The following is a 21194-nucleotide window of genomic DNA, read 5'->3' as shown; positions in this document are numbered from 1 at the left end:
CAGTGCGCGGCGCGGTGTGGTCATGAGGGGCTCCCATCGGTGGCGGACGTCCCCGATCCTCCCGCCCGGGGCTGGGAGCGGCGGTCAGCCACGCGGCCCACGACCGGGTCGCGGGCGCAGGCCCACACCTCCTCGTGCTCATCGCGCGAGTATCGCAGAGCGGCGACGGCCTGCCGCGACGTCGAGACGTCCCGTCTCAACACGTCCCTCCCCCTCCCGCGGGATGCCGTTCGGGCACGCCGGACACAGCGCGTCGCGGACCGGAACGGCATCTCGCGGAGGGAGGGAGGACGGTGCGCCTCAGCGCAGCGACTCGAGCACGGCCTCCAGCTCGTCGACGGCGAAGTCGATCTCGGCAGCGGTGACCACGAGCGGCGGCGCCAGGCGGATCGTCGAGCCGTGCGTGTCCTTGGCCAGCACCCCGCGGGCCATCAGGGCCTCGCAGACGGCGCGGCCCGAGGCGAGCCGCGGGTCGATGTCGATGCCGGCCCAGAGTCCGGCGCCGCGGACGGCGACTACTCCCCGGCCGATCAGCGCCTCGAGGCGCGCGTGCAGCTGGGCGCCGCGCTCGCGGGCGAGGGCCTGGTACTCGCCGGTCGCGAGCATCTCGACGACTGCGAGGCCGACGGCCGCGGCGAGCGGGTTGCCGCCGAAGGTGGAGCCGTGCTGGCCCGGCTGCAGGACGCCGAGCACGTCGGCGTCCGCGACCACGGCCGAGACGGGGACGATGCCGCCGCCGAGCGCCTTGCCGAGCAGGTAGACGTCGGGGACGACTCCGACCAGGTCGCAGGCGAAGGTGGCGCCGGTGCGGCCGAGGCCGGACTGGATCTCATCCGCGATGAAGAGGACGTTGCGGCGCGCGGTGATCTCGCGGACGGCCGGGAGGTAGTCGGCCGGCGGCACGACGATGCCCGCCTCGCCCTGGATCGGCTCGATCAGCACCGCCACGGTGTCGTCGTCGATCGCGGCCTCGAGGGCTTCCGCGTCGCCGAACGGGACCGTGCGGAATCCGGGCGTGAACGGAGCGAAGCCGTCGCGCGCCTCCGCGTCGTCGCTGAACGAGATGATCGTGGTCGTGCGACCGTGGAAGTTGCCCGCCGCGACGATGATGTTCGCCCGGCCCGGAGCGACGCCCTTGACCCGGTAGCCCCAGGCGCGGGCGACCTTGATGCCCGACTCGACCGCCTCCGCGCCCGTGTTCATCGGCAGGACCATGTCCTTGCCGGCGAGCGCGGCGAGCGCCGTGACGAACGGGCCGAGGCGGTCGTTGTGGAACGCGCGGCTGGTCAGGGTGACGCGGCCGAGCTGCTCGCGGGCCGCCTCCAGCAGCACCGGGTGCGAGTGGCCGAAGTTCACGGCGGAGTAGGCGGCGAGGCAGTCGAGGTAGCGGACGCCCTCGACGTCGGTGATCCAGGCGCCGTCGCCGGTGGCCGCGACGACGGGCAGCGGGTGGTAGTTGTGGGCGGCGTGCTCCTCCTCCGCGGCGATGAGGGCGGCGGAGCGGGCGGTGTCGGTGTCGGTGATGCTCATGTCGTTCCTCCTGAGGGGACGATCGACTCTCCAGGAGTCGTCGCACTCGGCGTCGAGTGCGACGGATCGTGGACAGTGGAGGGTGGGTCGGCGCTGCTGGTCGCCGACCACGGGGAGTGGGTCAGCGGCGCAGCTCGAGCGTGCAGCACTTCACGCCGCCGCCGCCGAGCAGCAGCTCGGACAGGTCGACGCCGATCGGGTTGTAGCCGCGCTCGCGCAGCTGGCGCTCGAAGCCCGTCGCACGGGACGCGATGACGACGTTGAGGCCGTCGGAGAAGGAGTTCAGCCCGAGCACGGACGCGTCCTCCTCCGAGACGAGGATCGCGTCGGGGTAGAGCTCGCGGAGGGTGCGGTTGCCCTCCTCGCTGAACGCGCTCGGAAGGTAGGCGATGTTCGTGTCGTCGAGCACGGCGATCGCGGTGTCGAGGTGGTAGAACGACGGGTTCACGAGCTCGAGCGTGACGACCTCGCGGCCGAAGACGCGGGCGACCTCGGCGTGCGAGTCGGAGGCGGAGCGGAAGCCCGTGCCGGCGAGGATCCGCTCGCCGACGAGGAGGAAGTCGCCCTCGCCCTCGTTGACCTCCTCGGGGACGCGGACGTCGAAGCCGGCCGAGCGGAACCAGTCCATGTACGCCGGGCCCTCGGGCTGGCGCTCGGGGTAGGTGAAGGAGGCACCGTAGGCGATGCCGTCGATCACGAATCCGCCGTTGGCTGCGTAGACCATGTCCGGCAGTCCGGCCTCGGGCTCGATCAGCTCGATCGTGAAGCCGAGGTCGGCGTAGGTGTCGTGGAGGGTCTGCCACTGCCGGACGGCGAGGGAGGTGTCGGTGGGGACCTGCGGGTCCATCCACGGATTGATGCGGTAGACGACGGTGAAGTGCTCGGGACGGCACATCAGGATCGTCTTCGCGACGGGGGTTCGGGCGGGTGCCTCGGCGAGCACGGCGGTATCGGTCATTCGAGTCCTCCTGCGAAAGGATGCGGATGAGCGGACCGGGTCCAGTGGCTCCGTGCCCCGCGCATGACGCAGCGGGATGGAGCACGCTCGCGCCCAGTCTTGCACGCGCCGATCGTGCGGTTCTCGCCGCGGAGCGCACGGAACGCGCGTGAACGGTGGGTGCGGCGCGGGAAATCACCGCCGGTCTTCCGCGGGGCGCTGTGATGCCGCCGCGACTCTCGCCTTGAGGCGGCTTCCGGAGGGATGACGCGGCGCCTCTCGGAGGAAGAGCCTTATCCCTCGCTTGTCATCGCGCTGATGACATCTGTCGAATCCGTCGAATTCCGCCCTGAATGGGGGACTTAGTGCAGCGATAAGCGGCATGGGACGATCCCTCCGGCCCGACAGTCGTCGGCCTTCTCGCTCCGACGAATCCGGATGCCCTCCTCCATGCGAACGAAGACCCTCAGCGTCTCCCTTTTCCTCGCCCTGCTCCTCTCCCTCTTCGTCGCGACCCCGGCCCAGGCCGCGGGTTCGCCGGCTGCGCCGACGAACGTGACCGTGACCGACAACGACTGCACCGATGCGGTCACCGTCTCCTGGACGCCGTCCGCGTCGGCGACGGCCGGATATCGGATCCACGTGTATAGCCAGTATTCGGGTTACTACGAAGACGGTGACGTCTACTCCGCAAAGCTGATCGAGACGGGGCGTACCACGACATCGACGTTCGACCTTCCGCGGTCCTGGGACTACTACTACATCGAGGTGTCCAGCGTCTCGGACCTGAACGCTCCATACTCCGGCGGGACGGACGGGGAGTCTCTGGTCGCCTCTTCCACCCAGAGCGCCCCCGCCGAGGAGTCGCTCTACCACTTCTGGGACGTCCCCGCGCCGGGCGATCTGAGTGTCGCGGCAGATCCGACCTCGTCTCTTGCCACGGCGCGCTGGGAGAGGCCTTCCGCCGGTGGTGAAGACTGCAATTTCGACCGGTACTACTACGACCTCGACAACCTGAACTCGCAGTACGACTGGGACCAGTACCCCGATTACGATAGCTACCTCGACGCCGACGCCACGTCCGTCGACCTGAATATCGCCCCGTTCCAGCGGTACAAATTCTGCGTGTGGGCAGCGTCGCTCAGCGAGCGCCCTTACAACGAGTCTCCTGATTTCTCGCACTCCCCGGAGTCGTGTGTCACCTTCGGCACCGGAACATCGGCGCCTTTCTCGCCCGACTACGTCGATGGGTACTCCTCGGGCACCGCGATCACCGTCACCTGGGCTGCCCCCTGGAACGACGGCGGTAGCGATATCACCGGCTACCGGGTAGCCCGCAACGGCACCGATTCGTCCGGCAGCGGCCCCTGGTCGACCGTCGTCTCCGCCGACCGCCGCTCGCAGACGTTCACGAACCTCCGCCCGAACACCTCCTACACCTTCACCGTTCAGGCGATCAACGCGATCGGCACCAGCGAAGCGGCAACGGTCACCCGCACCGCCGACGCCTACTTCGCCCCCTCCGTTCCCACGCGCGTCGCCGGCACCACGAACGACAGCGTGCGATCCGCGACGATCTCCTGGGCGCCTCCGGAGTCGGCCGGCAACCCGGCGATCACCGGCTACCGCGTCTCGCGCAACGGCGTCGACAACGCGGGCGCCGGTCCGTGGTCGACGACGGTCGCCGCCACAGCCCGCTCCTTCACGTTCACGCATCTCGCTGCGGGCGCGGCCTACACGATGAGCGTCAGCGCGATCAACGCCGGAGGCGAGAGCGAGGCCATCTCGACCGTCGTGCGCATCGGCGGCACCGCCCTCACCGCCGCGACGCCGACCGTCACCGGCACCGCCGCGGTCGGCTCGACGCTCACGGCGAGCGCCGGCACCTGGGGTCCCTCCCCCGTCGCCCTCGCCTACCAGTGGCGTGCGAACGGCACCGCGATCAGCGGGGCGACCGGCACCACGTACCGTCCGGACGCGGGCGACGCGGGCAGGGTGATCACCGTCGCCGTCACGGGCTCGAAGTCGGGCTACGTCTCGACGACACGCGTCTCCTCCGGGACCGCTGCCGTGACCGGCGGCGCGATCACCGCCGCGACGCCGACCATCAGCGGCACGGCGAAGGTCGGCTCGACCCTCACCGCGAAGCCCGGCACCTGGGGCCCCTCCCCCGTCGCCCTCGCCTACCAGTGGAAGGCGAACGGCACCGCTCTGAGCGGGGCGACGTCTGCGACGTACACGCCGACCGGCGCCACTCTCGGCAAGGCGATCACCGTGACGGTCACGGGGTCGAAGTCCGGATTCACCGCCGTGACGAAGACCTCTGCGAAGACGAGCGCCGTGGTGGCGGGCACCCTCTCCGCCGCGACCCCGACGATCACCGGCACCGCGAAGGTCGGATCCACCCTGACCGCCAAGCCGGGCACGTGGGGTCCCTCGCCGGTGGCCCTCACCTACCAGTGGAAGGCGAACGGCACCGCGATCTCCGGGGCGACCTCCGCCACCTACAAGCCGACCAGCGCCACGGTGGGGAAGAAGATCACGGTGACCGTCACCGGCAAGAAGGCCGACTACACGACGGCGACGCGCACCTCCGCCGCCACCGCAGCGGTCGTCAAGTAGGGGATCCGACCCGGGCCGCCGGGGGAGCCTGCTCGCGCGGACTCCTCCGGCGGCCCCGGGAATGCACCACCACCGTCCCCCGGACGGGGGCCCATCCCGCCGACACCCGCCCTCGCCCGGAGGCGGGCGGCGGCTAACATTCAGACACCGTGTCCGCCGCGGCCTCCCGCGGATCCTGCCGAAAGGCCCGCCGTGCCCGCACGCCCCCTCGCCGCGATCGGCGTCTCCGCTCTCCTGCTGGCCGGCCTCGCCGCCGGTCCGGCCGTCGCCGCCCCCGATCTCCCGGGCGCGAGCGCCGCGCAGGAGGCGGCCGCCGAGGTCGTCCTGTCCGGCACCATCGCGCTCCGCGACGCCGATGAGGAGCACCCCGCCCCCGAGAACCCGTACTTCTACGTCCAGGTCGAGGACGCCGAAGGGGACGTGGTCGCCCAGGCGAACACGGGCGCGGACTTCTCCCTCCCCGTTCCCGGCGGCGAGCCCCTCACCGTCCGCGCGAACCTGATCGGCAGCGACGACTGGTACCCGACCTGGTTCGGTGACACCCCGGTCGCCGAGGCCGCGAGGACGACCCGGGGGACCGACGAGTCCGTCGCCATCTCCCTCCTGCGCACCGCCGAGCTGTCCGGATCGGTCACCGCCGACGCGGTCCCGGGCGTCTCCTCCCCCTCCTTCGACGTGCAGGCCTGGTGGGTCGACGGAGGGACGTACTCGCTGCTCGACACCGTCCCCGTCACCGGAGCCCCCGGCGCCGCCCGCGCGTGGGACACGGGCGACCTCGCCCTGCCCGCCGGCGACTACCTCCTGCGCCTCGTGGAGCCGGGGTACCCCGCCTACGACGACCAGTACTTCTCGCGCCTGGCCCGCCTCGACGAGCGCGCGGTCGTCACCGTGCCGCCGGGCGGCCGCAGCGGCATCGACTTCTTCCCGTCCGCCTACTCCTCCGACGTCGCCCGCCTCGCCGGGACCGACCGGTACGCGACCGCCGTCGCGGTGACCGCCTCCGGATTCGCCGACGGCGCCCCCGTCGTCTACCTCGCCAGCGGAGCGAACTGGCCGGACGCTCTGAGCGCCGGCCCCGCCGCCGCGAAGCAGCGCGGCGCCCTCCTGCTCACCGACCCGAGCGTCCTGCCCGCCGTGGTGGCGGCCGAGCTGCGCCGCCTCGCCCCGCAGCGGATCGTCGTGGTCGGCAGCGCCCTCTCCGTGAGCGAGTCGGTGCTCCAGCAGGTGAAGGCCCTCGGGATCCCGACCGAGCGCATCGAGGGCGTCGACCGCTACGACACCTCGCGCCGGATCGTCGAGGACGCCTTCCCCGACGGCAGCTACGAGAACGTCTTCGTCGCGACCGGCACCAACTTCCCGGACGCCCTCTCGGTCGCGCCGATCGCCGGCCGCCGCGCCGAGCCCGTCCTCCTCGTCGACGGCGCCCGCTCGCGCCTCGACCAGCCGACCCGTGACACCCTCGCCGGACTCGACCCCTCCTCCGTGCAGCTGCTCGGCGGTGCGCCGTCGATCTCGACCGCCGTGGAGGCAGACCTGCGCGCCGCGAAGATCGCCGGCACCGTGTCGCGCATCGCCGGGACGGACCGCCACGACACCAGCCGACGCCTCAACGACGTCTTCCCGCCGTCCGAGCTGGGCGACACCGTCTACCTCGCGACCGCCACCGGCTTCGCCGACGCGCTGGCCGTCGGCCCGGTCGCCGCGAAGCAGGGCGCCCCGCTCTACCTCAGCGAGCCGACCTGCCTGCCGCGCAGCACCCGTGTGAAGATGCAGGGCCACGACCTCGATCAGGTGCTGCTCCTCGGCAGCCCCCTGACCCTGTCGGCGCAGGTGCGCTCGCTGTCCGCCTGCTGAGACCCGAGACGCACCGCACGAGCCCTGGAGATCCATGAGCGCCACCGCCGACCGTCCCCTCCTCGTCGGCATCGAGACCGGGGGCACGAAGGTCGTCGCGGCGGTCGCCGACGCCGCTGATCCCGAGCGGATCCTCGCGACGACGACCCTGCCGACCCGCGGGCCCGCCGAGACTCTCGCCGATCTGGCCGGCTTCGTCAGCGGCCACGGAGTCGACGGCACCGTCGCCGCGGTCGGCGTCGCCTCCTTCGGCCCGCTCGACATCGACCCCGGCTCGCCGACCTACGGGCACCTCACCTCCACGCCGAAGCTCGGCTGGGAGGGCACCGACGTCCTCGGCCCGATCGGCGCGGCCGCACCGGGCGCCCGGCTCGCGCTGGTCACCGACGTCAACGGAGCCGCCCTGGGCGAGGCCCGCTGGGGCGCCGGAGCCGGAGTCGACGACTTCGTCTACCTGACGGTCGGCACCGGAGTCGGCGGCGGCGTGATCGCGGGCGGACGGCTCCTCGCCGGCAGCGGCTGGCCCGAGGTCGCGCACCTGCTGCCCCGCCGCCACCCCGAGGACGGCTTCGCCGGCACCTGCCCGTTCCACGGCGACTGCCTCGAGGGCCTGGTCGCCGGTCCCGCGATCTCGGCGCGCTGGGGCGTCGACGGCTCCCGCCTCGGCCCCGAGGAGGCGGCCGCGAACCTCCGCTTCAGCTCCTACTACCTCGCGCAGCTCGTCACGACGCTCGCCTACGTCGCGGGCGTGCGGCTCGCGGTCGTCGGCGGAGGCGTGTCGAAGACGCCGGGGCTCGTCCCCGCGGTCGAGGCCGAGGTCGAGCGGCTGATGGGCGCGCCCGGAGCGACGGGGACGGGCGGCGGGCGGATCCGCATCGTGCGCCCGGCGCTCGGCGACGAGTCCGGGGTGCGCGGGGCGATCTCGCTGGCGGAGTCCCTGCTCGCCTGAGCTCTACCCTCGTCCCATGAGCGACCGACCCGTCGACCCCTCCGCCCCCGACTCCGGTCGCGACGAGACGGTGGAGGAGCGATCCGACCGCAACTGGAACGAGATCCTGCAGGAGCTGCGGGTCGTGCAGACCGGCACGCAGATCCTGGGCGGCTTCCTGCTGACGCTGTGCTTCCAGCAGCGCTTCGCCGACCTCGCGCCGCCCGACGTGGCGCTCTACCTCGTGCTCGTCCTGCTCGCCGCGTGCGTCACGATCCTGGCGCTGGCGCCCGTCATCGCCCACCGGCTGCTGTTCCAGCGGCGGAGGAAGGCCGAGCTGGTGCGGTTCGGCAACCGGGTGGTCACGGTGTGCCTCGCGGCGGGATCGCTGCTGTTCGTCGGAGTCGTGGGCTTCGTGTTCGACGTCGTGCTGGGCGGGCCGGCAGGCCTCTGGGCGGGCGGAGGCGTGCTGCTGCTGCTCGCCGTGGTCTGGGCGACCGCGCCGGTCCTCCTGCGGAGGCGCTGAGGGCGGTGGAGTCTGCCCGCCCCTCCCCCGCGAGTCAACGGGGTACCTGGGTCCGCCGCGCTCTTCCTACCGTGGCCGCGAGGCGCGCACCGCGCCGACGCGAGAGGAGCACCATGACCGACCGGACCGAGCAGCCGCAGGAGAACCCGCAGAACCACGACCACGTCGACGACGCGGGCGTCGACAAGCCCTCGCAGGCCGAGGGCGACGACACCGAGGGATCGGCCGGCTGATCGCCGCCTCGATCCCCGTCCTCCCCGCGGTCGACAGCAGCGCGGCCGTCCTCGCCGACGGCTACCTCTTCGGGACGCGGCGCTTCGACGACGTGGGCGCGGACGCGTTCCGCACCCGGATCCTCGGACGGCCGGTGATCATGGCGCGCGGCATCGAGGCGGCGCGCTTCTTCTACGAGGGCGGGCGCTTCGACCGCGAGGGCGCGCTGCCCGGCTCGGTGCTGCACCTCCTGCAGGACGAGGGCAGCGTGCAGACCCTCGAGGACGAGCCGCACCGGCGGCGGAAGCGCATGTTCCTGGATCTGGTGGAGACGCCCGAGCAGCGGTCGAGGCTGGTCTCGGCCTTCGCGCGGGAGTGGCAGGCGTCCGCCGCCCGGCTGACGGGCGAGCGGGTCCGCCTCCAGGACGTCGCCGCGGAGGTCCTGGGCCGCGCGGTCCTGTCGTGGGCCGGCATCGAGGCCGACGAGGAGGAGGTGCTGCGGCGCACGGACGAGCTCCGGGCGATGATCGACAACGCCGGGCGCTTCGGCCCGCCCAACTGGGCCGCGCGACTCCGCCGCCGCTCGACCGAGCGGTGGGCGCGCGGCCTGATCGAGGCGAACCGGACGGCCGGACCCTCCCCGACTCCCCTGCACCGGATCGCGCACGAGAAGGAGGACGGCGGCCTCCTCCCCGTCGAGGTCGCCGCGGTGGAGCTGATCAACCTGCTGCGGCCCACGGTCGCGGTGGGGCGCTTCGTGGTGCTGGCGGCGCTCGCGCTGCACCGGCATCCGGAGTGGCGGGAGCGGCTCGCCGACCAGGAGGAGCGCGTCGCGTTCGCGAACGAGGTGCGGCGCTTCTACCCGTTCTTCCCGATGGTCGGAGGAAGGGCCCGCCGGGAGCTGGACTTCCGCGGCGAGACGCTTCCCGCGGGGCAGTGGATGCTAATCGACCTCTACGCGACGGACCACGGCTCGCACTGGGAGGCGCCGGGCCGCTTCGATCCGGAGCGGTTCCGGTCGCCGGTCGACCGCAACGGCTTCATCGCCCAGGGCGGCGGGCACTACGGAGGCGACCACCGGTGCCCGGGCGAGCCGGCGACCGTCGACCTGCTGTCCGCGGCGCTGGAGCTCCTGGCCGCGGGGCACCCGTACGACGTCGAGGACGGGCAGGATCTGCGCGTGAGCCTGCAGAGCTTCCCGACCGGGCCGGAGGACGGCTTCGTGGTGAGGTTCCGCTAGGGGCGGGCGGGCTCGGCGGGCGGCCTCGGCGGTCGGCCTCGGTCGGCGGCCTCCGCGGGGGCGGTCCTCCTCCACAGGCCGCGGTTCCACGCGCTCTCCCCGGATCCGCTCGGGCGTTCCCCGCCCGCCTCGCCCGACGAGCACGCTCGGGGGATGCAGAAGCCGAGTCAGTCCTCCGGAGCGTCGAGCTCCTCGAGCGCCCGCAGCGCCTCGCGGGCGCGCTCGAGCCGATCGGCCTCGGGCTCGTCCCACCATGCCGGTCCGCGCTCGCCCAGCCCGTGCTTGGCGAGCCCGACCCTCCTGCGCGCCAGCGCCTCCGCCTCCGCGTCCTCGTGCATCCTGGCGGAGCGCACTCCCGAGCGCCCGCGCCCGAGGTGCGAGGTGAGGCCGGCGACCACGTCCTCCGGCAGAGAGGGGTCGGTGCGCCGCCATCGGCGGCCCTTCACCACGAGCCAGCGCTCGTCGTCCTCGTCGCTCACTCCGTCACCGCCGCCTCGGGTTGAGCCGGTCACCGGTGCTCGTGAGGTCCACCTGATCCGGCAGGAGGAGCGCCTCGATCCGCCCCGCGGCGGAGAGCCGCAGCAGGTCGTCGACGAGGGCGCGCGAGCCGCCGATCAGCGTCGAGTCGAAGTCGACCTCGCTCGCGAGGTACCAGGCCCGGTCCCCCGGCCAGAGCGCGAGCGGAGTCTGCACGACGAGCCCGGAGGCGTCGGCGAAGCCCGCCGAGCGCGCCCACGCGGTGTCCTCGAGCACCCTGACGTCGAGCGAGAGCAGAGGCCCCTCCCGCCCCGGCAGCTCCACCGTCGCCGCGGCGGCGGTCTCGGGGTGCTCCCAGCCGGTCGGCCGGGTGTCGCTCATCCACTCGGGCAGCTCGTCCGAGGCGTCCGAGCGGGAGATCAGGACTCGCGACCCGCCGCTCAGCACGCCGAACCCCTCCCAGAACACGGCCAGGCAGTCCTCGGGAGCGCTCGTGTGCTCCGCGAGCACGGCGGCGACGGCCGCGAGCTCGTCGAGCGGGAGCACTCCGAGGCGGGGCTCCGCGTACTCGTCGGGATGCTCGCCGGTGAGCGAGTCCCACTGCGCGAGCGGATGCAGGAGCGTCCCCTCCCGCTCGGCGACCTCGCGCCACCGCCGGGGCGGGTCGTCGGAGGGGTGCAGGATCCGCGCAACCGCCTCGAACAGCGGAGGGACGATCCCCTCGAAGCGCCCGAACGGTCCGAGAGCGCGCAGCATCGGGTCCGCCCGCGCGGCGTCCCGCTCGGCGCGCAGGGGCGCGTCCCGGGGTGTCGGCTCGACCATCGGCCCAGGCTAGCGCTGGACGGTCGCTCCGCTCAGGGCGGAGAGGGCCCGCTGCGGTCCCGTCTCGCGGGCGAGGGCCTCGGCGAGCGCCGTCAGCCGTTCCCGGGCGGGAGCGTCGAGTGCGAGCATCCGCCGCGCAGCCTCCGCGAGCTCTCCCCCGGAGGCCGCATTGGGGTCGAGCACGGCGGCGAACCCGGCGTCCTCGAGCGCGGCCGCCCCCGCGAACTGGTCCGTCGAGAACGGCAGGACGACGAGCGGCACGCCCGCGGTCATCGCCTCCGTGACGCTGTTGTTGCCGCCGTGGCTGACCGCGAGCGCGGCCCGGCGCAGGAGCGCGACCTGCGGCAGGAAGCCGCGGACCAGCCAGCCCTCGGGGACCTCGCCCAGGGCCGAGCGCTCGGTCGCGCCGGAGGCGAGAGCCACGCGGACGGGCCTGCCCCCGACCTCGATACCGGCCAGGGCCTCGACGACCCGGGCGAGCACGTCGTCGCGCACCGAGAGGAAGCTGCCGAAGCTCACGTAGACGACCGGATCCTCGGACGCGGCGAGCCACTCCTCGACCTCCCCGTCATCGGGCTCCTCGCGGACGGCGGAGCCGAGGAACGCGTGCGGCGGCAGCTGAGCGGTTCGGGCCGAGTCGTGGAGCTCGCCCGGGTAGTTGAGCAGCAGGACGTCGCCGCTCTCGGCGAAGGCGTCGGCGCTGGGCGCCGCCCCGGGGTCGAGGGTGGTGAGGGCTGCGTTCCACTCCGCGGTGAAGGAGTCGCGCACACGCTCGCAGAGGGCGCGGAGCGCATCGAGGTCGTCCGGCTCCGGAGCGAAGGCGTCCGGCCAGACCGGGGGGAAGCCGTAGACCTCGCCGGGCACCGTGAGCGCGCTGGGGTGGCCGAGCACGACGTCGCCGTAGGGCACGCGGAGTGCCTTCAGCGCCACGCGCGCGGTGAAGGCGAGGTGGTCGACCACGATCGCGTCGGGCTGCACCTCGTCGAGGATCACGCGCAGGCGCGCGGCGACGCCGGACGGATCCCAGAGCAGGTCGGTGAGCCGTTCCCGCGCCTGGTAGGCGAGGGTCGGGACCATCCCGCGCCGGGTGGCGTCGAAGAAGCCGCGGAGGGACGCGCCCTCGTCGGGCGCCTGCTCCTCCGCGCGGATCGTGCCCGGGTTGGAGCCGCGCCCCAGCCGGAGCGCGATGTGCTCGAATCCGAAGCCGTCCACGATGGAGCGCGTCGCGTCGCCGGTGGCCACGACGACGCGCTCGCCCGCCTCCTGCCACGCCGTGCCGAGGGTCGCCAGCGGCAGCAGGTGCGACGCGTAGTCGGGGCTGATGATCAGCAGGGTCACGAGGCCCCCAGCACGAGCGGCGAGCGGAGAGGACGCTCCTGGTCCGCGGTCGCGTGCGCGTAGACGCCCGAGAGGGCATGAGCCATGGCCTGCACCGTGTAGCGCTCGGCGACCATCGCGTGCCCGCGGGCCGCGGCGTGCTGGCCGAGAGGCCCTCCTGCGAGATCGAGTGCGGCGGCGGCGCCGGCGGCGAGTGCCGCGGGGTCGGCGGTGTCGACCAGGAAGCCGGTCTCCCCCTCCTCGACGTAGGTCGCGGGCCCGCCTGTCGCCGGAGCGACGACGACCAGTCCTGCGGAGAGCGCCTCGAGGAGGGCGATGCCGAACTCCTCCTTGACGCTCGCGCAGACGTAGGCGCCTCCCGGAGCAGAGAGCCCCGGTCGGCCGTGCCGGATCGAGCCGAGCCAGCGGGCCACGGTCCCGTTCGGGCGGTGGCCGGCCAGGAGCAGCCCGTCGGACGCGACGGCGCGGATGCGGTCGAGCTGCTCGCGCTCGTCGGGACTCGGGTCGGCGAGGTCGCCGCCGACCAGGAGCAGGTTGGCGCGCTCCCGGAGCGAGGGGTCGGACGCCCAGGCCTCGGCGAGCGCCGCCATCCCCTTCACCCGGTGCAGGCGGCCCACGCTGAGCAGCAGCGGGAGGCCGCGGCGGTGCTCGGGCAGCTCCTCCAGCAGGAGGTCGAGCGAGGCCAGGTCCCCGCCCTCGTCCAGCGCGACCGGCTCACCGGCGGCGGAGGCCCGTGCGGCCGCCTCGCCGCGCTCGACCAGGCCGACGTCGATCCCCTCCGGGACGATCGTGTGCCGCTCCGGGTGCGCGGTGATGTCGACGCCGATCAGCTCGCGGATGGTCGCCGCCAGCTCCTCCCGCGGGAAGAGGACGGTGTGCGCGGCGTCGGCGGCCAGGCGCTGCACCAGGCGCACGCGGAACCAGAAGTGCTCGGCGGCGTCGCGCTCACCGAAGTCCGCGCGGGTGAGGGCGCCGGAGGCGTCCAGGCCCGCGATCAGGGCGTGCGGGTCCGGAGCGAGGGTGAACACGACGGGGATCTCGAGCTCCCGGGCGACCGCGGCCGCCGCGAGGGCTCCCACGTCCGCCATGCGCAGGTGCAGCACGTCGACCCGGCCGGCCGCGCGCAGGATCCGGCGGATGCCGCGCTCGGCGGCGATGCGACGGCTCCACGCCTGAGGCATGGCCACGGGCGGCCCCACGAACGGGACCGGAGCGAAGCCGTGGCCGGAGTCGGGCAGCTCGCCGAGCGCGCGCTCGGCCTCGGCCGGAGTCCCGCGCGAGAGCGTGAGCACCCGGTCGATGCCCTCCTGCTCGACGAGCGAGTCGCCCAGGCGCACCAGCAGGGTCGCGATGCCGCCGTTGTCGCCCGCGCCCACCCGCGTCAGGGTGCCGTCGATGTCGGCGTGGACGAAGAGCTGCGCGACCGTCGGCCCGGCCTCCACGGCCGGTGCGGGGGCGAGGTCGCCGAGGGCGAGCCGGGCGAGGGGCCCGATCGGCGCCGCCTCCTCGGCCAGGCCGGTGAGCAGGAGCTCGGCGTCGTCGGAGCCGCGCTCGCCGAGCGCGTCCGTCGCGGCGGCCCGCGCCTCCAGCCCCTCCGCGCGATCGGCGGCCACGTGCAGGAGGGTGCGCTCGGCGATCGCGCCGGGCACGAGGCCCAGGGTCTCGACGAGCCGCGCCCGGGCCGCCGCTTCGCGCTCGCCGAGCAGCGCGCCCTCGAGCGCGACGGCGACGAGGTCGGGGGTCGAGGAGGCCCAGAGCAGGACGGTGCGCTGCGCGAGCATGCCGGAGAAGCCGCCGTCGCGGACCAGGCGCAGCAGCGGTCCGAGCGCGGCGGGGCGGGGCAGGCGCCCGCCGAAGGCCCAGGCGGCGTGCTCGCGGAGGTACGGGCGCTCGTCCTCGAGCAGCATCAGCAGCGCGAGGTCGGCCTCCTCGTCGAAGACCTGCGCGAGCGAGTGCACGGCCGCGATCGCAGTGAGCTGGTCCGAGGGGTCCAGGGCTGCGCGGGTGAGCAGGCGCACCGCGCGGCCACCACCGTCGCTCACCGCGGCGACCGTCAGCTCGTCCGCCATCCGGACGGCCTCGAGCAGAGTGGGAGCGGCGCGCACGGCGTCGAGAGCGGTCTGCGTGGCCATGGTTCACCTGGTCTGTCGGAGCGGAGAGTGCGACGGAGCGCGACTCCCGACCGCTGGAGCGGCCCAGGAGGAGCGGACCGGTACCGAGCATGCCGCGTGGGCGGCTGGGATTTCGCCACTTGCGTCGGATCTCCTCCCGCGGTACGGCCTCCTGTCAAGGGGGTGATGGCCGCAGTTCGTTTGCGCAACGCGCGAGGATCCTCAGCCGCGGGTCCACTCCAGGAGCCGCTCGACCGGCCAGGTGGTCACGATCCGCTCCTCCGGGACGCCGAGCCGCTCCGCCCGCTCGGCTCCGTAGTCGAGCAGGCCCAGCTGGCCCGGAGCGTGCGCGTCGCTGTCGATCGAGAACAGGCAGCCCTCCTCGAGCGCGAGCGCGATCAGCCCGTCCGGCGGGTCCTCGCGCTCGGGGCGGGCGTTGATCTCGACCGCGGTGGAGTGGTCGGCGCACGCCCGGAACACGGCCCGGGCGTCGAAGGTCGACGGCGGGCGGGTGCCGCGCTCGCCCGACACCAGCCGCCCCGTGACGTGGCCGAGGACGTCGGTCCGCGGATCCGAGGCCGCCGCGACCAGCCGGGCGGTCATCTCGCGGGAGGGCAGCCGCAGCTTCGAGTGGGCGCTCGCGACGACCACGTCGAGGCGGTCCAGCAGCTCGTCCGTCTGGTCGAGCGCGCCGTCCTCGAGGACGTCGACCTCGATCCCGCTGAGCAGCCGCAGGGTCCCGGTGTCGAGGCCCGCGAGATGGGCCAGCTGCTCCTCCAGCCGCTCCGCGCTGAGACCGTGGGCGACACGGAGCCGCGGCGAGTGGTCGGTGAGCGCCAGGTACTCGTGGCCGAGCGCGCGGGCCGCGTCCACCATCGCGAGGACGGGCGTCGCCCCGTCGGACCACTCGCTGTGGCTGTGGAGGTCGCCGCGCAGCCGTCCCCGCAGCGCGCTCGCGGGCGGAGGAGCCGAGCCGCGCAGCTCCGCGAGGTAGTCGGGCACCCGGCCCGACCGCGCCTGCTCGATCACCGTGAAGGTCGTGTCGCCGATCCCGGAGGCCCGCCGCACGAGGGCGAGGTCGTCCCGCTCGGCGGACGCCATCCCCTCCAGCACCGCGGCCGCCCGGCGGAACGCCTTCGCCCGGTAGCGGGAGGCCCGCTCCCGCTCGAGCAGTGCTGCGATCTCCTCGAGTGCCGCGATCGGGTCCATGCGCCCGGTCTACCACGGCGCCCGCCGCGGCCTCACCCCCTCGACGGTGGCCTCGGCTCCGGCCCCCGGCCTCATCCCGCCTCGGCCCCGCCCCGGTCCCGGCCCCTCGACGCTGGGAACCGGCCGAGCCCCGTTGCCGACCGCAACGATCGAGATATATCGTGACTCTCGTCCACTCGCGATGTATCGCGTTTCAGAAAGGCACCCCGGTGCAGGAGGAGGAGCTCATGTCCCTCGAGAAATGGCTCGTACAGGCCGGCGAGACGAAGGTCATCGACCTCGACGTCGTCCGCTCGGTCAAGGTCGCCCTCGTCGGCGGCCAGATCGACGTCATCGCCCACGACGAGCCGACCGCCCGCGTGGAGGTCCACAGAGTCGACGGTCGCCCGCTCAAGGTCTCGATGGACGGCGACCGCCTCGAGATCGACCACGTCCAGCTCCGCTGGGACACCATCGTCGACGTCGTGAAGGGCCTCGGCCGCCGCGGCGACCGCGCCGACATCAGCCTCCTCGTCCCCCGCGGCGTCGACCTCAAGTTCGACACCGTCTCGGCCGACGGCCTGGTCTCGGGCCTCCACAGCGACGCCCGCGTCTCGACGGTCGGCGGCGACATCGTCGTCGACGGCCTGCACGGCGACATCGAGGTGAACACCGTCCACGGCGAGCTCTCGGTCCGCAGCCACACCGGCCGCGTCACCGCGCGCACCGTCTCCGGCGACGTCACCGCGACCGGCGAGCTCACCCGCTTCACCGTCGACGGCGTCTCGGGCAGCGTGTTCGTCGACGCCGAGGGCACCCCCGACCGGATCCAGGCCAACACCGTCAGCGGCGACCTCACGATCCGCGTCGACGAGGGCCTCGGCGCCCGCTACCGCATCAACACCGTCTCGGGCACGCTCCAGCTCGACGGCTCCGTCGTCAAGGGCACCTTCGGCCGGGGCTTCACCTCGACCACGGGCTCGCTCGACTCGAAGTGGGTCGACGTCGCCGCCAACTCCGTCTCGGGAGACGTGGTCGTCGTCCGCCGGTCCGTCGCCGCGTCCTCCGCCTCGGTGGGCGAGGGCTGGGGCTCTCCCGGCACCGGCCCCGCCGACGATCGCCGCCCGATGGACGGGAGCTCGCTGTGAGCCCCGTCTTCGCGCACGGCCGCCTGCGCCTCTACCTGCTCAACCTCCTCGCCGAGTCGCCGCGCCACGGCTACGAGCTGATCCAGGCGCTCAGCGAGCGCTTCGGCGGCACCTACGCGCCCAGCGCCGGCACGGTCTACCCGCGCCTCGCGAAGCTCGAGGAGGAAGGACTCGTCACGAAGGAGGCCGACGGCCGCAAGACCGTCTACTCCATCACCGACGCCGGCCGCGCCGAGCTCGCGAACCGCGCGACCGACCTGGGCGACATCGAGGAGGAGCTCACCGACTCCGTCCGCCGGCTCGCCGACGAGGTCCGCCTCGGCGTCGCGGAGGCGATGAAGAGCCTCCGCGCCGACCTGGCCAGCGCCGCCCGCGACTCGCGGGAGCCCGGACGCCGACCGGAGCACTCCGCCGAGGAGCCGCGCCCGCAGGACACGTCCGGCACCCCCTCCGAGCAGCCCGCGCCGGAGCAGACCGCGCCGGTCTCGCCCGACGCGCGCACCGCCTCGCGGATCGCCCTGCGCGACGCCGAGGTGCTGCTCACCGAGTTCCGCGACGAGCTGCGCGCGGAGCTGCGCACCGCCGCCTCCTCGGGATCCGTGACGACCGCGAGCGTCGACGCCCTGCGCGCCGCGCTCGACGAGGCCCGCGCCTCGGTCCGCTCCACCCTGGACTGAGCCCGGACACCGTACCGCCGGGAGGGCGGGGATCCCGCCCGGGGTCCCCGCCCTCCCGGCGCTACTGCCGCCCGACCGCCAGCGCCTCCTCCTCCACGTCGAGGAACGCCAGAGCGCTCACCACCGCCGGCTCCTGGTACCGCCCCTCGGAGCGCGCGCGGAGCACCGCCTCCCGCTCGGCCGCGATCATCACGCGCCGGAGCCGGTTGTAGGCCTGCGGGAGCGGCTCCACGCCCTCGCCCTCCGGCGGGTTCTCCAGGGCGTCGGCGAGGAACGTCGCGTTCCGCCGCAGCCGGTCGAGCACGCGGTCCTCCACTCCGTCCTGCGGCTCCGCGTCGAGCCGGGCGAGGCCGGCGGCCTGCGCCTCGGCGAGCAGCATCTGCTTCTCGACGTGCTCCTGCATCTCGTTCGGGGCCGGGAGCTTCAGGGCGCGGACGAGCCGCGGGAGCGCGAGCCCCTCGACGAGCGTCCCCGCCACCACGATGAAGGCGAGGAACTGCAGGAACGCGCGCTGCGGCGTCTCCGCGGGCAGGAGGAACGCGGCGGCGAGGGTGACCACGCCGCGGATGCCCGCGAACGACACCCCGATCGCGGTCGGCCAGGTCCACCCGCGCTGCTGCAGCCGGCGCGGACCGTGCCGGAACAGCAGCGTCGTCATGCACATCCAGGCCACGCGGCTCCCGACCAGCGCCGCGAGCACAGCCGCGCCGATGCCGACCGTCTGCCAGACCCCGATGCCCGAGTCGGCCGTCGCCTCCACCACCGACGAGAGGCTCAGCCCGATGAAGAGGAACACGGCGTTCTCGAGCAGGAACTGGATCGTCCGCCAGTTGAGCGACTCCGCGATCCGCGCCTGCGCCGACTGGATGACCGGCGCCCGGTAGCCCAGGTAGAGCCCCGCGACCACGACCGCCAGCACCCCGGAGCCGTGCAGCAGCTGCGCCGGGATGAACGCGACGTAGGGCGTCACCAGCGAGAGGCTCGTGTCCAGGACGGACGACTGCACCTGCTTGCGCACGAACCCGAGCAGCACGGCGATGCCGATCCCGACCCCGCCGCCCACCGCCACGGCCAGCACGAAGTCGAGCGCGATGCGCCCGGGAGTGACCGTGCTGACGATCGCCAGGAGGGAGGCGTTCAGCGCCACCAGCGCGGTCGCGTCGTTGAGGAGGCTCTCGCCCTCGAGCACCGTGAGCATGCGCCGCGGCAGGCGGAGCCGCCCCGCGATCGCCGTGACCGCCACCGCGTCCGTGGGCGCCACGATCGCGCCGAACGCGAGGGCCGCGGCGACCGTGATCGCCGGGACGACCATCCAGGCCACCGCGCCGACCACCGCGACCGTGAAGACGACGAGCCCGACCGACAGCAGGAGGATGCTGTCGCCGCGAGCGCGGACGTCGAGGACGGAGGTGCGGATCGCCGCCGCGTAGAGCAGCGGCGGCAGGATCCCGAACAGCACCACGTCCGGCTCGACCACCACCTCCGGGATCCCGGGGACGAAGGAGGCGAGAGCCCCGACGGCGACGAGCGCCACGGGAGCGGACCAGTTCACCCGCCCCGACACCCCGGTGACCAGGACGGTCACCACCACGAACGAGACGATCCAGACGATCGCGACGACGGGCTCCTCCATCGCGTCACTCCTCCCGGGCGTCGGCGCGCCACGGCCCCATTGTGGCCGCCCGGAGAGCAGCCCGGACAGCCGCCGGGAGGGTGCGGCTAGCGGCCGGCCTCGTGGATGTCGCGCGCCTTGGTGACCTTCGCCGGGTCCACCGGGTTCATGCCGAGGACGATCTTGCCGCGCGAGTGGCGCTTCTCGAGGTCGTCGAAGGCGTCCTGCACCTGGTCGAAGGGGTAGAAGCCCGAGACGAGCACCCGCAGCTTCTGCTCGCCGACGAGGCCGACCAGCTCGCCGAGGATCTCGGTGTCGCGCTGGGCGGTCTCGGCGTCGGGCCAGACGGCGCGCAGCTCGATCTCCTTGCGGTCGTCGCTGGAGTGGAAGCGGCCCGCCGCGATGCCGAGCTCGTCGGCGAGGGCGTCGTTCTCCCCGCCGAAGTTGTCGAGGAACACCGTGACCCCGCCGGGCGCCGCGGCCCGGATGCGGTCGGCGATCCCGTCGCCGTAGACCACCGGCTTCACGCCGATCTGGCGGAGGTAGTCGAAGTTGCGCTCGCCGCAGGTGCCGATCACGGTCGCGCCGCGTAGCTTCGCCAGCTGGATCTCGAGGCTGCCCACTCCTCCGGCCGCGGCGGAGACGAGGACGGTGTCGTCGGGTCCCACATGCGTGGCCTCCAGCGCGCGCCACGCGGTCACTCCGGCGAGGAACAGCGCGCCGCCGACCTCCCAGCTCACGGAGGCGGGCTTGGCGACGAGGTTGCGGCGCGGCACCACGACGTGGGTCGCGTGGGAGCCGACGAGCGCGTGGCCGACCACGTCGCTGCGGAGCTTGATGTCGGTGACGCCCTCGCCGAGGGCGACGACGACGCCCGAGAAGTCGGTGCCCTGGCGCATCGGGAAGGCCGCGGAGTGGTCGGAGTCGAACTGGCCCTGCCGGATGAACGCCTCCATGTGGTTCACCCCGGCGGAGAGCACCTCGACCAGCACCTCGCCCGCCCCGGGCTTCGGCCGCTCGACCTCGGCGATCTCGAGGACGTCCGCGTCGCCGAAACGGCTGTATTGGACGACGCGGGCGGCGGTGGGGCTCAGACGGGACATGCGCTCATCATCCGCCCCCGCCGCCCGAAGCCCCTGACCCCCGAACGGGGGCGTGCGACTCAGGAGGGGTCGCTCGGGCAGTACAGCTGGGTGCGCGGACCGGAGCGGTCGATGACGTGCTCGGACATCGGCCGGCCGCAGAGCGGGCACGCCTGCCCCGCGGGCGCCTCCTGCTCGGGCTGGTCGTACGGGCCGAGCGGCGGCGGGCCGATCCAGGGGAACAGCCGCGCGTTGAAGCGCTGGTAGAGGGAGCCGGTCTTCTTCCGCGTCATATCCTTAGTGTACTAACCATCAGGGCACGATGAGAGGATGACGTCGTGGAATCCGACCCGCTCGCCCTCCAGAACCAGGTCTGCTTCTCCCTCGCCGTCGCGGCACGCACCGTCATCGGGCTGTACCGCCCCGTGCTCGAGCCGCTCGGACTCACGCACCCGCAGTACCTCGTGATGCTCGCGCTCTGGGAGCGCAGCCCCCGCTCGCTCGCCGACCTCGGCTCCGCCCTCCGCCTCGAGCCGGCCACGCTCAGCCCGCTCGTGAAGCGCCTGGAGGCGAGCGGCCACGTCACGCGGGCCCGGAGCAGCGACGACGAGCGCCGCCTCGACGTCGCGCTGACCCCCTCCGGAGCGGCCCTCCGCGAGCAGGCCCTGCAGGTTCCTCCTCAGATCGTGGAGCGGCTCGACGTCCCCCTCGAGGAGCTCATCGCGCTCCGCGACAGCCTCACCAGCCTGATCGGAGCCGCGACCCGCGACGGCCGCTGACCCCCCGCTCGGGGCGTCGGCCGCGAGCACGCCGGCCGCCGCTCCCCGCCGCACCGGGAAACTCCCGGTCACAGCGCGGGATCAGCCTCCGCTCGGCCCGCTCCCGGCCG

The 21194-nt window shown here is 73.7% G+C and carries 18 protein-coding genes; 8 read left to right on the top strand and 10 right to left on the bottom strand.

Annotated elements, in window-relative coordinates:
* Positions 1-300 precede the first annotated feature (300 nt).
* Positions 301-1530: an ornithine--oxo-acid transaminase gene (gene rocD, locus C5C33_RS07850; protein WP_181133842.1), complete on the bottom strand. Its 1230-nt coding sequence runs from the start codon at positions 1528-1530 to the stop codon at positions 301-303.
* A 121-nt stretch (positions 1531-1651) separates the two neighbouring features.
* Positions 1652-2488 (bottom strand): dimethylargininase, encoded by an 837-nt coding sequence (ddaH, locus tag C5C33_RS07845; RefSeq protein WP_104260862.1) that lies wholly within the window; start codon positions 2486-2488, stop codon positions 1652-1654.
* Between the two features lie 429 nt (positions 2489-2917).
* On the opposite strand from ddaH, the gene C5C33_RS07840 reads away from it, so the two are divergent.
* The 5 genes from C5C33_RS07840 (at position 2918) to C5C33_RS07820 (ending at position 9850) form a co-directional block, all read left to right on the top strand.
* Positions 2918-5089, top strand: a complete 2172-nt coding sequence (locus C5C33_RS07840; RefSeq protein WP_181136217.1) for a fibronectin type III domain-containing protein — start codon at positions 2918-2920, stop codon at positions 5087-5089.
* Between the two features lie 192 nt (positions 5090-5281).
* Positions 5282-6943, top strand: a complete 1662-nt coding sequence (locus C5C33_RS19125; protein WP_104260860.1) for a cell wall-binding repeat-containing protein — start codon at positions 5282-5284, stop codon at positions 6941-6943.
* 34 nt (positions 6944-6977) lie between these two features.
* On the top strand, positions 6978-7892 hold the full coding sequence (locus C5C33_RS07830; RefSeq protein WP_104260859.1) for an ROK family protein: 915 nt from the start codon (positions 6978-6980) through the stop codon (positions 7890-7892).
* Between the two features lie 16 nt (positions 7893-7908).
* Entirely contained in the window at positions 7909-8397 is a 489-nt protein-coding gene (locus C5C33_RS07825) for a DUF6328 family protein (protein WP_104223741.1), read from the top strand.
* A 325-nt stretch (positions 8398-8722) separates the two neighbouring features.
* Entirely contained in the window at positions 8723-9850 is a 1128-nt protein-coding gene (locus C5C33_RS07820; RefSeq protein WP_104260858.1) for a cytochrome P450, read from the top strand.
* Positions 9851-10017: 167 nt separating this feature from the next.
* Here C5C33_RS07820 and C5C33_RS07815 read toward each other — a convergent pair whose 3' ends face one another.
* The 5 genes from C5C33_RS07815 to C5C33_RS07795 all read right to left on the bottom strand — a co-directional run bounded on the left by C5C33_RS07815 (position 10018) and on the right by C5C33_RS07795 (position 15807).
* Positions 10018-10329 (bottom strand): biopolymer transporter Tol, encoded by a 312-nt coding sequence (locus tag C5C33_RS07815; RefSeq protein WP_104256066.1) that lies wholly within the window; start codon positions 10327-10329, stop codon positions 10018-10020.
* A 4-nt stretch (positions 10330-10333) separates the two neighbouring features.
* Entirely contained in the window at positions 10334-11149 is an 816-nt protein-coding gene (locus C5C33_RS07810) for a hypothetical protein (protein ID WP_104260857.1), read from the bottom strand.
* A 9-nt stretch (positions 11150-11158) separates the two neighbouring features.
* Positions 11159-12487 (bottom strand): glycosyltransferase, encoded by a 1329-nt coding sequence (locus tag C5C33_RS07805; protein ID WP_104260856.1) that lies wholly within the window; start codon positions 12485-12487, stop codon positions 11159-11161.
* Positions 12484-14619: a glycosyltransferase gene (locus C5C33_RS07800; RefSeq protein WP_104260855.1), complete on the bottom strand. Its 2136-nt coding sequence runs from the start codon at positions 14617-14619 to the stop codon at positions 12484-12486. The genes C5C33_RS07805 and C5C33_RS07800 overlap by 4 nt, the downstream gene beginning before the upstream one ends.
* Before the next feature lie 201 nt (positions 14620-14820).
* Positions 14821-15807 (bottom strand): PHP domain-containing protein, encoded by a 987-nt coding sequence (locus C5C33_RS07795; RefSeq protein WP_104260854.1) that lies wholly within the window; start codon positions 15805-15807, stop codon positions 14821-14823.
* A gap of 227 nt (positions 15808-16034) precedes the next feature.
* Here C5C33_RS07795 and C5C33_RS07790 point away from each other — a divergent pair, with 227 nt between their 5' ends.
* The gene (locus C5C33_RS07790; RefSeq protein WP_258069200.1) at positions 16035-16934 is read left to right on the top strand and encodes a DUF4097 family beta strand repeat-containing protein; all 900 of its coding nucleotides are present in this window, start codon (positions 16035-16037) and stop codon (positions 16932-16934) included.
* A complete protein-coding gene (locus C5C33_RS07785; RefSeq protein WP_104247409.1) occupies positions 16931-17611 on the top strand; it encodes a PadR family transcriptional regulator in 681 nt (226 codons plus the stop codon). The genes C5C33_RS07790 and C5C33_RS07785 overlap by 4 nt, the downstream gene beginning before the upstream one ends.
* Before the next feature lie 61 nt (positions 17612-17672).
* Here C5C33_RS07785 and C5C33_RS07780 read toward each other — a convergent pair whose 3' ends face one another.
* The 3 genes from C5C33_RS07780 to C5C33_RS07770 form a co-directional block, all read right to left on the bottom strand.
* Complete coding sequence (locus tag C5C33_RS07780; protein WP_104247408.1) at positions 17673-19244, bottom strand: sodium:proton antiporter; 1572 nt, start codon at positions 19242-19244, stop codon at positions 17673-17675.
* A gap of 86 nt (positions 19245-19330) precedes the next feature.
* Complete coding sequence (locus C5C33_RS07775; RefSeq protein WP_104238704.1) at positions 19331-20326, bottom strand: NADP-dependent oxidoreductase; 996 nt, start codon at positions 20324-20326, stop codon at positions 19331-19333.
* A 59-nt stretch (positions 20327-20385) separates the two neighbouring features.
* On the bottom strand, positions 20386-20598 hold the full coding sequence (locus tag C5C33_RS07770) for a hypothetical protein (protein ID WP_104223750.1): 213 nt from the start codon (positions 20596-20598) through the stop codon (positions 20386-20388).
* A 45-nt stretch (positions 20599-20643) separates the two neighbouring features.
* Here C5C33_RS07770 and C5C33_RS07765 point away from each other — a divergent pair, with 45 nt between their 5' ends.
* On the top strand, positions 20644-21084 hold the full coding sequence (locus C5C33_RS07765) for a MarR family winged helix-turn-helix transcriptional regulator (RefSeq protein WP_104260853.1): 441 nt from the start codon (positions 20644-20646) through the stop codon (positions 21082-21084).
* Positions 21085-21194: the final 110 nt, after the last annotated feature.

Source organism: Rathayibacter sp. AY1H3 (genome assembly GCF_002932015.1).
Note: the sequence above shows the minus strand (reverse complement) of the source record. Positions and strands in the feature narration are given on the sequence as shown.